The organism is Riemerella anatipestifer, from assembly GCF_009663465.1.
GTDB classification, from domain to species: domain Bacteria; phylum Bacteroidota; class Bacteroidia; order Flavobacteriales; family Weeksellaceae; genus Riemerella; species Riemerella anatipestifer_C.
This window is the reverse complement of record NZ_QXHU01000002.1, coordinates 203,555-216,777: the sequence shown is the minus strand read 5'-3', so window position 1 is coordinate 216,777 and position 13,223 is coordinate 203,555. Positions and strand designations below refer to the sequence as shown.

The window sequence follows — 13,223 nt, the reverse complement described above, 5'->3', positions numbered from 1 at the left end:
ACCGAAGAACATCAAAAAGAAACTAAAATAGAAATCTGTTTTAGCATTTTTTAGTGAGGTTGCAATCAGTCAAATTTTTCCTCTTTACTTTAGGTTTGCAAAGTTATAAAAGTTTTTATTTATAACAAAAACTATTTAAGCTCCTCGTACTTTATAGCTTTCATATCTAATTTTAAATATTTCCCTTGATTATTAACTGCCTTAGGATTACTTACCCCCATAAGCTCTAAAACGGTTTTGTAGATGATACTTGTTGATACAACTTTATTTACCTCAACACCTTTATTTTTAGTTTTATATAGCGGTGAGTACCATATAAAGAAAGGCACCTGAACCGCTTCTCTGTAGTCCCCGTGAATATACTTATCGTCTTTTTTGATTTGACCGTGGTCTGAAACATAGACTAATACAGAGTTTGTTTTCTCAATCTGCTTCATCACTTCCCCCATTACCTTATCGGTATATCTTATAGAATTGTCGTAACAATTATCCAATTGCCCTTGAAATTTCCAATACTCTTCCTTCTCTGGATATTTATCACAAGAATAAGGGTGACTACCATTGATGTGCATTATAATCACCTTCCTTTTTTTTGAATTTTTATTTAGAGAAAGTACACTCGATAGCTCCGGGATTAAACTCTCATCAAACCCGCCAATCCATTTTTTATTCTTAGAGAAAGACGCTATTGCCGTTATTCCTGCCGCTCCACCTTGTGTACTAAGCCAATAGGTATCGTATCCTTGATGATTAGCTACATTCACAATATTATCACTAATAGACAAGATATTTTCTTTGTAGTTATCTATATCAATGTTACTTAGAATAATGGGTACCGCTAAGTTAGTAATAGCCGCTGGAGAATATGCATTATTATAAATTTTCATATTATGTTTCTCAGAAACTGCTATGGGCGTAGTATTTCTTCCATAGCCATACAACGACATATTTTGCTTTCTTGCAGACTCTCCAATTAAAATCACAATATTTTGAGGTAATTCTTCTCCATCATCTAACGGAGACAAATTATAATGAACTTTATTCTCTGTTATTAGCTTTAGCTCTTCTCTTAGGTTATATGCTTTTTGTAAATCACTAGCATGGTAGAAGACATTTTTAATCATACTACCCCCCCCCTTTATTACTGATATACTGATGTTTAGCATAAAAAAGTAGCGGTAACAATACCCAAACAAACGAATATAGATATATTGGCATTCTTTTGAAGTTGTATATTTTATTTGATAGCTCTCTAATAAAAACAAATGCTAAAACTACAAACGATACAGCCGCTATAATAGGTAGTATTAAAGTTTTAGACATACTAAGGCTTTCCGAGAGATTAGTGTCTAGTACACTCATTATCATTCCTACATTAAATCCCTGCTTATATATAAATAGGCACGACGCAGAAATCATAAAATTAGCTCCCAACAAAAGCAACAGTAAAAAAACTATCCATTTGAAAAAATAATTCCCCCTATAAAGAATGCTACAAAAGGTAATTATCGAAAAAAACATCACACCATACTCTATAACATTCCTCACCACATCGAGCCCATTGACACTCTTAAAAGAACCATCTAATAAATAAGGGTATGATGAGAAAAAACCGACTATATACATCACAAAAGACAATAGCCCGAATATATAGATTTTTTTATTGTTAAATGGGTTATAAAAGGTTTTCATTTTCTTTTTAATCTGGTCTAATGTTAATATAATCTTTTGGAGCTTGTGTGTAGTTAAGTTTCGGCTGAACCGAATCCCTCACCACTTTTACAAACTCATCTAAAATCTTCTGTTTATAGGTAGGTTTATAATAGATTAAACTAATTTCTCTATAAGGAAATGGCTTTCTGAACCTTGATATTTTAGCTTTTTGAGTATTCTCTAGCTGGTTAGCCGCAAGTTCAGGCAACAGTGTAATCCCTCCCACTCTATCTACTATTTGAAGTAAAGAACTGATACTCGTCGCTTTAAAATCAAGATTATTAGGTTTCAATCTATTTTCTTTAAGATTACATATATTCTCAAATTGTGTTGTCAAACAATTTCCCTCTTCCAAAAGCCATATTTTGTCCGCTTTTATATCTTGAGGAAGTACAAATTTACTCTCATTTTCTCCGCCATACTCGGAAGAATACAGCATCAACTCCTCATTAAACAAAACATCTTTAAAAAACTCATCAGCATCGTGGTGAGGTGTCGCAATGATACCTGCATCTATCTCGCCTGATTTCAATGCCTTTATCACACTGTCTGTATTAAGTTCCTTTACTTCCATTTCTATATTGGGATTCTGTGATAGAAAATCAAAAATTTCCACAGGAAGTATAAACGGAGACACCGTAGGGATAATACCCAGCACCACCTTACCCGCCAAAACATTATTGAGACTATTCGCCTTATTTTTCATCTCATTAATTTCATCAATAATCTTATAAGCGTGTTGCAGGATTTCCTTACCTGCATCTGTGGTTCTTATTGGATGTGCGGAGCGGTCAAATATTTTAACATCTAACTCTTCTTCCAATTTCTGTATCATTGCACTAAGGGTAGGTTGAGTGATAAAACACGCTTGAGCTGCTTTGCCAAAATGCTTGTGTTTATCCACAGAAATGAGGTATTCTAATTGCTGAACATTCATTATTTCATAGAATTGTAAATAAGGCTTCTCTAAAATTTTTCTACGCAAATATACTAATGTTTATTCATTTTATACCTAAATTTGTTTAATTTTACGAACCTACAATAGTGTAGTTTTAACCTAAAATAACGATAAAATAACAATATGTCTCATAAAAAACTTACCTCTACTTCTGGAAGTCCTTACTACGAATACGAAGACTCACAAACGGTAGGCTCTAGAGGTCCTGTCCTGCTACAAGATTTTGTTTTACAGGAAAAACTGGCACATTTCGTAAGAGAAAGAATACCAGAAAGGGTCGTACACGCAAAAGGGACAGGAGCTTACGGAACGTTTACCGTAACTAATGATATTACCAAATATACTAAAGCTAAACTCTTCTCTAAAGTAGGCAACACTTGCAAGATATTTGCTCGTTTCTCAACGGTTGGCGGCGAAAAAGGCAGTGCTGATACTGAAAGAGACCCTAGAGGCTTCGCTCTTAAATTTTACACAGAAGACGGAAATTGGGATTTGGTGGGCAACAATACCCCCGTGTTCTTTATCAAAGACGCTAAAAAATTCTCTGATTTCATTCATACACAGAAAAGACACCCAAAAACCAACCTCAAAAGCCACACGATGATGTGGGATTTTTGGTCGCTTAATCCCGAATCTCTTCACCAAGTGCTTATACTAATGTCAGATAGAGGTACACCTTACGGCTATCGCCATATGCACGGTTTTGGCTCTCACACCTTTTCTATGATTAACGCTAATGATGAAAGGGTTTGGGTGAGATTCCATTTTAAAACCAAGCAAGGCATTAAAAACTTCACCGATGAGGAAGCCGTGAAAATGAAAGGTGAAAATCCAGACTTTGCCCAAGAAGACCTTGTAAACGCAATAGAAAGTAGCAACTTTCCTAAATGGACACTCTACATACAGGTAATGACTGAAGAACAGGCTAATGAATTCCGTTGGAATCCTTTTGATGTCACCAAAGTTTGGCCTCATAGCGAATTCCCTTTAATAGAAGTGGGAGAAATGGAACTCAACAAAATCCCTGATAATTATTTTGCTGAAGTGGAGCAGTCTATATTTGCTCCTAGCAATATCATTGACGGCATTGGACTTTCTCCCGACAAAATGCTACAAGGACGCATCTTCTCCTATCCAGATGCACATCGTTATAGAGTGGGCGTTAATGCTTATCAGTTGCAGGTTAATCGCTGTCCATTCTCGGTAAATCATTATCATAGAGATGGTGCAATGGCAGATGCTTCAAACTATAAAGACAGCCCTAACTATTACCCAAACAGCTTTGATGATATAAAACCTGACTCTTCCTACAAAGCTCACGAATATCATTTAGATAATAATAAAGTGGCTTTTTTCAACCGAAATGAAAACGATGATGACCACTTTACACAACCAGGATTACTTTATTCCAAAGCGATGGACGACCAAGCTAGAGCCAACCTTGTAAAAAATATTATAAACCATATGCAAAAAATTGATGGTGAAAGAAGAGAGGAAATCATCAATAGACAGCTCTGCCATTTCTTCCGTGCTAATTTAGACTTAGGAATGAAAGTAGCTTCTGGGCTTGGCGTCAACATCAATTTCAATGAAATGCATCAGCAGAGATAAGATTCTTCATTATTTTTTTGTATATTAAGCTCCAATCAAAATTGCAGTAATATGAAAAGAAAAGAGTTTTTACAAAATTTAGGTTTAGGCGTATTATCGGCAGCAGCACCTACTACTTTGTTAGGTCAAAGCACTGTTGTAAACAATGAAGACAACGAAACCATTGATGAATATAATGAAGAAATGCCACCTCTAAACGACGGCAATAGCCTTAATAAAGTATTAGGACTTGGTGGCGTTCCATTAGCAGGAGCTTGGAAACCAACTTCGGAGGAAGATGCACTAAAAACTCTGGAAAAAGCGTGGGAATTAGGCATTCGTTATTATGATACATCTCCTAGATACGGCAATGGAATTAGCGAGAGAAGATTTGGTGTGTTTTTAGACGGCAAACCTTCGGATAAATATATTTTGTCTAGTAAAGTAGGGAGAATCTTAAAGCCTGGCATCGCTCCAAAGGAACAAATTAAACATCTTTGGAAAAACCCAATGAATGCCGTTTTCAATTACGATTATACAGCAAGTGGAGCTAGAAAATCAATAGAGGACAGCTTATTAAGGTTGGGCGTTCAGAAGTTGGATTTTGTTTTTATCCACGACTTAAACCCTGCTAATTTTGGCTCTAAAGAAGAGTATCAAAAATACTTTGAAGAAGCTAAAAAAGGAGCTATCCCCGAACTTGCCAAAATGAAAGAAGAAGGCATCATCAAAGGCTGGGGCTTTGGCATCAATCAGCCTGATGCAGTTTTAGAAGCATTGAATTTTTCGCAACCAGACATTTGTCTAATGGCAACACAATACTCCCTGCTAGACCACAAACAGGCACTAAATGAAACCTTCCCTACCTTGCAAAAAAACAAGGTGAAAATTGTACTCGGTTCTCCACTAAACTGTGGTTATCTTGCAGGAAATGAAACTTGGAACTACTCTCCCAACCTAGCTCCTAAAGAAATTGCAGAAAAAAGAAAGCAACTACAAACCGTAGCTGCTAAGTACGGTGTTGACCTAAGAACCGCTGCTCTACAATTTGCAATGGCACACCCTGCCGTAGTTTCTGTACTCACAGGTTGTAGAAATGCAGAACAGATTTACAAGAATTTCATTTCGTTACATGGAAACGAAATCATCCACAAAGCCTTTTGGAGTGAATTGAAAACTTTAGGACTAATTGAAAAAAATGCTCCTACTCCAACCATTTAAAAACAAAGATTATGTATCAGTATATTATCATAGAAAAAGAAGGTAAAATCGCTACCATCACTATCAATAGACCAGAAAGCCTTAACGCCCTTAATGCTACTACTATAAAAGAACTAAGCACCGCTTTAGACGAGTTAGAATCTGACCAAAATATCAGAGTTATCATTCTCACAGGAAGTGGAGCTAAATCCTTTGTCGCAGGAGCAGACATTAAAGAGTTCAGCGATTTCAATACACCAAAAGCAGAAGAATTAGCAAGAACAGGGCAAAATACATTATTCAACAAAATTGAACAACTCAAAAAACCCGTTATAGCCGCTGTAAATGGGTTCGCTCTTGGAGGTGGACTTGAGTTAGCGATGGCGTGTCATATCCGCTACGCTTCGGATAATGCAAAATTAGGTTTACCAGAAGTTACTTTAGGGCTTATTCCTGGATATGGTGGCACCCAAAGGCTTCCTAAACTAGTAGGTAAAGGCATTGCTAACGAGATGATATTTTCCGCAAAAATGATTTCGTCAGAAAAAGCCAAAGAAATTGGTTTAGTAAACGAAGTTTTCTCTCAAGAAGAACTTCTGCCTCAAACTAAACTATTAGCAGAAGCTATTGCTAAAAACTCACCACAAGGCATTAGTAAAGCAATAGAAGCCGTTAATGCATCGGACAGTAACAACGGCTACGAAGTAGAAATAAAAGCCTTTGGAGAGTTATTTGAAATGGAAGATAAAAAGGAAGGTGTTACTGCTTTTCTAGAAAAAAGAAAACCTAACTTTTAGACGAAATCTCCAAAAAAAACATCTTAATGGAACCACATAATAAATTTGACATCGCTTACCTTAAAATGGCTCAAGAATGGGCCAAACTTTCCTACTGCAAAAGAAAACAAGTGGGAGCTCTTATTGTAAAAGACCGCACCATTATTTCAGATGGCTACAACGGTACACCTTCTGGACTAGAAAATTGCTGTGAAGATGAACAAGGTCAAACCAAATGGTATGTATTACACGCCGAAGCTAACGCCATACTAAAACTCGCAAGAACCACACAAACGGCGGAAGGCGCTACACTTTACCTTACACTTTCGCCTTGCAAAGAATGTAGCAAACTCATCTACCAATCAGGAATTAAAAGATTAGTTTATATAGACCATTATTCCGATGAAGAAGGACTTACTTTCCTTAAAAACGCAGGAGTAGAGGTAGTTCAAATCACGCAAGATTTGCTGGAAAATTAAATGGATTGGAACGAGCGAATACAGGACTTTGCAAATGCTCTAAAGTTTGAAAAAAACCTTTCAAACAACACCATTGATGCCTATACTAGAGATATAAAAAAACTACAATCTTTCGCTGAAAATCAGCTAAACCATACTTCCTCTTTAGATATTTCTTACGAACAGATACAAGAATATCTTTACCAAATATCTAAAAACTACACCAATGAAAGAAGTCAGTCTAGATGGATTTCTTCTATAAAGGCTTTTTTTAAATTTCTACACGAAGATGAACTAAGGACTGATAACCCCGCAAGACTTCTAGAAGTTCCCAAAATAGGCTTATACCTCCCTGATACTCTAAGTTTTGAAGAGATAGAACAACTTATAAACGTCATAGATAAAACCAATCCTTTAGGTAAAAGAAACCATACCATTATAGAAACACTTTATGGTTGTGGACTAAGGGTTTCCGAATTGGTAGAACTAAAAATATCTAACCTTAATTTTGAAGAAGAATTTATAATTGTGGACGGAAAAGGTGGTAAAACTCGCCTTGTTCCTTTAGCCCAGTATACAGCTAAACTTATCAAGGATTACCTTTTAGAAGTTCGGTCAGAAATAAAAATCAACCCAAAGCATTCTGATATTTTATTTTTGAATAGACGAGGCTCTAAGCTCACTCGTGTGATGGTATTTATCATCATTAAAGATTTAGCACTACAAGCCAACATCAAAAAAAATATTTCCCCACATACCTTTAGACATTCTTTCGCGACACATCTACTAAAAAACGGTGCTGACCTTAGATACATTCAGGAAATGTTGGGACACTCTAGCATTACAACCACAGAAATTTACACCCATCTAGACAACGAAGACCTCCGAGAAACTATTATGAAGTATCACCCAAGAAACAATACTAATTTTTAAACATATGGCACTAAAATATTGCCCCAAATGCGGGAAAGAAACATTAGTTTTTACCGATCTTAGAAAATTCTCCTGCAACAAATGTTCTTTTGTACTTTATCACAATTGTGCCGCTGCCGTAGCAGTACTCATTACTTACGGAGATGAAATTTTGTTCACTCGCAGAAATCAAAACCCTAAAAAAGGAATGCTAGACCTTCCTGGTGGTTTTTGTGACCCAAAAGAAACCGCAGAAAACACTTGCAAAAGAGAACTTTACGAAGAATTAAAACTTAATATAGATTCAAATAAACTCCGCTACCTTTCTAGCCAAGATAATATTTACCATTATAAGGGTATAGATTACAATACTATGGATTTATTCTTTCAATACGAACTCACTGAAAAGCCCAAACTAGAGCTAGAACTAGATGAAATAAATGAGACCGTTTGGATAAACAAAAATGATTTAAACCTTGATAATCTAGCATTTGACTCACAAAAAAGGTTTTTTCAAAAATCAATACATTTAGTCTAAACACTCTATAGAAATTACATATTACTCTCTTAAAATAAGTTACAATATTTTCCCTAAATTTGTAGAAAATCTTAAACTATGATAAGTACAAAAATAGAACAACTCATTAACGAACAAATTACAAAAGAACAATACGCCGCACAATATTATCTATCTATGGCAGCATGGTTCCATAACCAGGATTTAGATGGTATTGCTAACTATTTTCGTGTACAAGCTAAGGAAGAATTGATGCACGCAGATAAGATGTTTGATTTCCTTAATGATGTTGGTGGAAGAGTAATTTTAGGACAAGTAGACGCTCCGCCTTATGAATTTAAAGATGCTTTAGATATATTTGAAAGAGCTTTAGCCCACGAGAAAGAAGTTACCAAAAGTATCTTCAACATCTATAAAACCGCCAACGAAGAAGGAAGTTATGCTACGGCATCTTTTCTACAATGGTTCATCAATGAGCAAGTAGAGGAAGAAGCATCTGCATCTCAGTTAGTTGCTAAAATTAAAATGGTAAAAGATAACAACTCTGCACTTTATCTTTTTGACCAAGAATTAGGGCAACGTACTTTCCAAGAAGGAGCTGAATAGTTTTATTAAATTAAAATCTAAACATAAAAATCCTTACAGAATGAGAGCTGTGAGGATTTTTTATATTAACCAATTGTATTTCTCCCAAACTCAATTTCGCATTTATTCTTTAGTTTAATTTATAACAAAACCTTATCTTTGACCTCAGATATTAGTAAGCTATGCCAGACTTCTTACATCCAGATAAAGAAAATTATTCAGCCGAAGAGCTTTTATTAGAAGAGCAAATACGTCCTCAATCGTTCAAAGATTTTGCGGGACAAAGGCGTACTTTGGATAATTTAGAAGTCTTTGTAGCAGCTGCCAAAAAACGAGGTTCTGCACTAGACCACACACTTCTGCATGGGCCTCCAGGGTTAGGGAAAACCACTCTAGCCCACATTATTGCTAATGAATTGGGCGTAGGCTTTAAAGTAACCTCTGGTCCTGTCTTAGACAAACCTGGAAGTTTAGCTGGACTCCTTACCAATTTAGAAGAAAACGATGTTCTTTTCATAGACGAAATACACCGTTTATCTCCCGTAGTAGAAGAATACCTTTATTCCGCTATGGAAGATTACAAGATAGATATTATGCTAGAAACAGGACCTAATGCCCGTTCAGTACAAATCAATCTTAATCCGTTTACTTTAGTTGGAGCCACTACAAGAAGTGGTATGCTTACCAAACCAATGCTCGCAAGATTTGGGATACAATCTAGGTTAGAATACTACACGGTAGAACTTTTAGGTATGATTATAGAAAGAAGTGCTAGAGTGCTTGGCGTTCCTATTTATGAAGATGCTGCACTAGAGATAGCTAGAAGAAGCCGAGGTACTCCTAGAATTGCTAACGCTCTACTTCGCCGTGTGCGAGATTTTGCAGAAATAAAAGGCAATGGCGAGATAGAAATAAAGATAACCAAATTCGCACTAGATTCTCTCAATGTAGATGAGTTTGGTCTTGATGATATGGACAACAAAATTATGAGGGTGATGATAGAAAACTTCAAAGGGAAACCTGTGGGGATTTCTGCATTAGCCACTTCCATCGGAGAAAATCCAGAGACTTTGGAAGAAGTTTATGAGCCTTTTTTAATTCAGGAAGGGTTTATCATCAGAACGCCAAGAGGTCGAGAAGTTACCGATAAGGCTTACCAACACCTTAACATCAATAGAGCTAAAAATATGGGAGAACTTTTCTAACTCTATTTTTTAATTTAAACACTAAAAAACATCACTATATGAAACTATATCCTATCCAATGCGGAAATTTTAAACTAGACGGCGGTGCTATGTTTGGGGTTGTGCCTAAATCGCTTTGGCAAAAAACCAATCCTGCCGATGAGAAAAACCTCATAGAACTAGGTATGCGTTCACTATTGATAGAGGACGGCAAAAAACTCATCTTAGTAGATTGTGGTTTGGGAGACAAGCAAGATGATAAATTCTTCGGGCACTATTCCCTTTGGGGCGATGATTCTTTGGACAAAAACCTCAGAAGATATGGTTTCGTAAGAGAGGATATTACAGATGTTTTTTTAACCCACCTCCATTTTGACCATTGTGGTGGTGCTATAGAGTGGAATGACGACAAGTCTGGCTATCGCCCTGCATTCAAAAATGCTAAATTTTGGTCTAACGAGAATCATTGGGATTGGGCGGTTAATCCTAACCCTAGAGAAAAGGCTTCTTTCTTAAAAGAAAACATTTTGCCTATACAAGAAAGTGGACAGTTAGATTTTTTGCCACTTCCTAAAACAGGAAATTATGGTTTTGCTCCAGAATTAAAAATGGACATTATCTTTGTAGATGGGCATACCGAAAAACAAATGCTCCCTGTCATCAAGTATCAAGATAAAACCATTGTTTTTGCGGCGGACTTAATTCCTACCGTGGGGCATATTCCGTTGGTGTATGTTATGGGGTACGACACTCGCCCTCTTCTAACGATGGAAGAGAAAGAAAAGTTCTTAAAACAATGTGTAGACAATGAGTATCTACTATTCTTTGAACACGACGCCTACCACGAACTCGCCTCTCTAAAAATGACCGAAAAAGGCGTAAGACTAGACGAAACCTTTAGCTTCAACGAAGTATTTGGCTACTAATCATTAAACCAATAAATGAAAAAAATAATTGGACTTACAGGCGGTATTGGTTCTGGAAAATCTACAGCGGCCCATTTCATAGAGAAAATGGGCTATCCTGTTTATTATTCAGATGCGAGAGCCAAAACTATGGTTAATGATAACCTAACTTTGAAAAATGCGATTATCAATCTCCTCGGTAAAGAAGCCTATACTACCGATGGCATCTACAACAGAAAATGGGTTGCAGAACAAGTGTTTGACAACAAAGACTTATTGGAGAGGCTAAACCAAATTATCCACCCAGCAGTAAAGCAAGACTTTGAAATATGGACTAATCAGCAGAATACCGAGTTTGTATTTAAAGAAACGGCTCTTTTATTTGAGTTAGGGTTGCATCAGTCTTGCTATCAATCGGTTTTGGTAACTAGTGAGGACAACCTCCGTATTAAAAGAGTGATGGATAGAGACCAAAAGACCTACCGAGAGGTTGAAAACATTATCAAACAACAAATGCCCGAAAAAGACAAAATAAAGTTAGCCGACTTTATCATCTATAATAATGGGACATTAGAAGAACTAGAGCAAAACACCATTACCACCATCACACAACTTACCTCCGCTTAACCCTTTAATAAATATGACACCAGAGAAAAATAAATTTACCTTCCAAAGGAGTATTGCCTTTATAGGTGTGGCTTTATTCGTAGGAAAACTTATTGCGTGGCATCTTACCAACTCCGATGCCATTTTCTCTGATGCTATGGAGAGCATTATGAACATCATTTCTGCTTTTATGGGGCTTTATTCTCTCTATCTTGCGGCAAAACCCAAAGACCACGACCACCCTTATGGGCACGGCAAGATAGAATTTCTAACCGCAGGAGCTGAAGGTATGCTCATCATCTTCGCAGGGATACTGATTATTGTGCAATCTGCCAACTCACTCCTTAATCAAAATACCCTTCAGAAACTAGATTGGGGAATTGCTATTGTGGCTATTACCGCACTCATCAATTACATTATGGGATATATCTCTTACCAAAAAGGAAAAAAAGAAAATTCCCTAGTGCTTATGAGTTCGGGGAAACATCTCCAGTCTGATACGCTAACCACTCTAGGCGTTGTATTGAGTTTAATTCTGGTTTACATTACTAAAGTGTATTGGCTAGATGCCGTAGTGGCTTTATTCTTTGGGGGATACATTATTGTCGTGGGGTACAAAATTGTAAGAAAAGCCCTAAGCGGCATTATGGACGAAAAAGACGAAGCCCTGCTCTCCGAAATTGTAAAAGTACTGCAAGACTTCCGTCGCAACGAATGGATAGACATACATAATGTAAAGGTGCAACAGTTTGGAGCTCATCTGCATATAGATGCCCATATTACACTCCCCTACTACTACACCCTAAGAGAAGCTCACCAAGAAATGGAAAAAGCCATAAAACTACTCTTAGCACATACGGAACGGACGGTAGAGTTTAACTTCCATATGGACGATTGCAAGCCTTTCTCCTGCGAAATTTGCCAGTTGGATTGCCCATTTCGTTCGGCTCCTTTTCAGAAACAAATCCACTGGGATATACATACCACTACACAGGTAGAGAAACATTCTATATCCTAAAATTTGCATATCTAAAAAATAGCTTATACATTTGCTCCAGTTTATTATGCGACACAATACCAACCATATACAAAAAAGTGAAAAAAAGTTGCAAAATTATTTGGCTATCTCAAATAATTTCGTAAACATACAGAATAGTTACACGCGTACGCGTATTATACCACTTTTTATCTAAATTTTTATCATCAATCATAAATAATGTGCCTCTAGCTTCCGTTAGAGGCATTTGGTATTTAGCACACGCTAAGTTTTGTTTTCATAAATATCCGCTAAAAGTTCGTCTTTTTCATCAGCTGAATAGGTGGTTTGAGTTAGAGGTGAGATATAAGAGATTAGAACTTAGTATAACCTCATCAGCCCTTAAGCAGAACCTCCAACCTCTAAAATCTAACCTTTATAAACCCTTAATCCTTTAAATTCTTAAACATTGAACCTTAAACTTTAAATATTAAACATATGTCAATCAAGTACAAAGTAATTCAGAAAGGGCAACCTGGGGTTGCTGGAGGAGGCGAGAAGAAATATTACGCCTCTGCAAACACGGTAAGCGAGAAAACTTTAGCAGGACTTACCAAGGACATCGAGAAAATTTCCACCGTAAGCGGTGCTGACATTCGTGCAGTCTTATACGCTTTGGTAGATGTAATGCAGACTTCTCTAGCAGAGGGGCAAGTGGTAAGGCTGGGCGAAATGGGCAGTATGCGGGTGAGCATCAGTAGCGAGGGTAAAGCTAAAGAAGAGGAAGTAACCCCAGCCGCCATTAGAAACGCCAAAGTGGTTTTTACGCCAGGTTCTGACCTC

General features: G+C 36.8%; 14 protein-coding genes. 12 read left to right on the top strand and 2 right to left on the bottom strand.

Annotated elements, in window-relative coordinates; genetic code table 11:
• Positions 1-131 precede the first annotated feature (131 nt).
• Both D1003_RS11200 and D1003_RS03220 read right to left on the bottom strand, forming a co-directional pair.
• Positions 132-1,124: a phosphoethanolamine transferase gene (locus D1003_RS11200; RefSeq protein WP_260393304.1), complete on the bottom strand. Its 993-nt coding sequence runs from the start codon at positions 1,122-1,124 to the stop codon at positions 132-134.
• A 575-nt stretch (positions 1,125-1,699) separates the two neighbouring features.
• Positions 1,700-2,650 (bottom strand): LysR substrate-binding domain-containing protein, encoded by a 951-nt coding sequence (locus D1003_RS03220; protein WP_153935882.1) that lies wholly within the window; start codon positions 2,648-2,650, stop codon positions 1,700-1,702.
• A gap of 144 nt (positions 2,651-2,794) precedes the next feature.
• Here D1003_RS03220 and D1003_RS03215 point away from each other — a divergent pair, with 144 nt between their 5' ends.
• The 12 genes from D1003_RS03215 to D1003_RS03160 all read left to right on the top strand — a co-directional run.
• Positions 2,795-4,282 carry a catalase gene (locus tag D1003_RS03215; protein ID WP_153935704.1) on the top strand — a complete coding sequence of 496 codons (1,488 nt, stop codon included), beginning with the start codon at positions 2,795-2,797 and terminating at the stop codon, positions 4,280-4,282.
• Positions 4,283-4,333: 51 nt separating this feature from the next.
• Positions 4,334-5,482 (top strand): aldo/keto reductase, encoded by a 1,149-nt coding sequence (locus D1003_RS03210; protein ID WP_153935703.1) that lies wholly within the window; start codon positions 4,334-4,336, stop codon positions 5,480-5,482.
• A gap of 11 nt (positions 5,483-5,493) precedes the next feature.
• A complete protein-coding gene (locus tag D1003_RS03205; protein ID WP_153935702.1) occupies positions 5,494-6,258 on the top strand; it encodes an enoyl-CoA hydratase/isomerase family protein in 765 nt (254 codons plus the stop codon).
• 26 nt (positions 6,259-6,284) lie between these two features.
• Positions 6,285-6,716 (top strand): dCMP deaminase family protein, encoded by a 432-nt coding sequence (locus D1003_RS03200; protein WP_153935701.1) that lies wholly within the window; start codon positions 6,285-6,287, stop codon positions 6,714-6,716.
• Positions 6,717-7,628 carry a site-specific tyrosine recombinase XerD gene (xerD, locus tag D1003_RS03195; protein ID WP_153935700.1) on the top strand — a complete coding sequence of 304 codons (912 nt, stop codon included), beginning with the start codon at positions 6,717-6,719 and terminating at the stop codon, positions 7,626-7,628. It begins immediately after the preceding gene.
• 4 nt (positions 7,629-7,632) lie between these two features.
• A complete protein-coding gene (locus tag D1003_RS03190) occupies positions 7,633-8,145 on the top strand; it encodes an NUDIX domain-containing protein (protein ID WP_153935699.1) in 513 nt (170 codons plus the stop codon).
• A gap of 78 nt (positions 8,146-8,223) precedes the next feature.
• Positions 8,224-8,730: a ferritin gene (locus D1003_RS03185; protein ID WP_079207465.1), complete on the top strand. Its 507-nt coding sequence runs from the start codon at positions 8,224-8,226 to the stop codon at positions 8,728-8,730.
• Positions 8,731-8,891: 161 nt separating this feature from the next.
• Positions 8,892-9,914, top strand: coding sequence for a Holliday junction branch migration DNA helicase RuvB (gene ruvB, locus D1003_RS03180; protein WP_153935698.1), 1,023 nt, complete (start codon positions 8,892-8,894; stop codon positions 9,912-9,914).
• Positions 9,915-9,952: 38 nt separating this feature from the next.
• Entirely contained in the window at positions 9,953-10,819 is an 867-nt protein-coding gene (locus D1003_RS03175) for an MBL fold metallo-hydrolase (protein WP_153935697.1), read from the top strand.
• 15 nt (positions 10,820-10,834) lie between these two features.
• Positions 10,835-11,425, top strand: coding sequence for a dephospho-CoA kinase (coaE, locus tag D1003_RS03170; RefSeq protein WP_153935696.1), 591 nt, complete (start codon positions 10,835-10,837; stop codon positions 11,423-11,425).
• Between the two features lie 13 nt (positions 11,426-11,438).
• The gene (locus D1003_RS03165; protein ID WP_153935695.1) at positions 11,439-12,422 is read left to right on the top strand and encodes a cation diffusion facilitator family transporter; all 984 of its coding nucleotides are present in this window, start codon (positions 11,439-11,441) and stop codon (positions 12,420-12,422) included.
• A gap of 456 nt (positions 12,423-12,878) precedes the next feature.
• Positions 12,879-13,223, top strand: a 345-nt coding sequence (locus D1003_RS03160) for an HU family DNA-binding protein (RefSeq protein WP_260393303.1), incomplete at its 3' end; no start/stop codon positions are given.

Coding starts and splice junctions, on each gene's coding strand:
- D1003_RS03175 (WP_153935697.1), top strand. CDS start 9,953: ATGAAACTATATCCTATCCAATGCGGAAATTTTAAACTAGACGGCGGT.
- ruvB (WP_153935698.1), top strand. CDS start 8,892: ATGCCAGACTTCTTACATCCAGATAAAGAAAATTATTCAGCCGAAGAG.
- D1003_RS03205 (WP_153935702.1), top strand. CDS start 5,494: ATGTATCAGTATATTATCATAGAAAAAGAAGGTAAAATCGCTACCATC.
- D1003_RS03190 (WP_153935699.1), top strand. CDS start 7,633: ATGGCACTAAAATATTGCCCCAAATGCGGGAAAGAAACATTAGTTTTT.
- coaE (WP_153935696.1), top strand. CDS start 10,835: ATGAAAAAAATAATTGGACTTACAGGCGGTATTGGTTCTGGAAAATCT.
- D1003_RS03185 (WP_079207465.1), top strand. CDS start 8,224: ATGATAAGTACAAAAATAGAACAACTCATTAACGAACAAATTACAAAA.
- D1003_RS03215 (WP_153935704.1), top strand. CDS start 2,795: ATGTCTCATAAAAAACTTACCTCTACTTCTGGAAGTCCTTACTACGAA.
- xerD (WP_153935700.1), top strand. CDS start 6,717: ATGGATTGGAACGAGCGAATACAGGACTTTGCAAATGCTCTAAAGTTT.
- D1003_RS03200 (WP_153935701.1), top strand. CDS start 6,285: ATGGAACCACATAATAAATTTGACATCGCTTACCTTAAAATGGCTCAA.
- D1003_RS03210 (WP_153935703.1), top strand. CDS start 4,334: ATGAAAAGAAAAGAGTTTTTACAAAATTTAGGTTTAGGCGTATTATCG.
- D1003_RS03165 (WP_153935695.1), top strand. CDS start 11,439: ATGACACCAGAGAAAAATAAATTTACCTTCCAAAGGAGTATTGCCTTT.
- D1003_RS03220 (WP_153935882.1), bottom strand. CDS start 2,650: ATGAATGTTCAGCAATTAGAATACCTCATTTCTGTGGATAAACACAAG.
- D1003_RS11200 (WP_260393304.1), bottom strand. CDS start 1,124: ATGATTAAAAATGTCTTCTACCATGCTAGTGATTTACAAAAAGCATAT.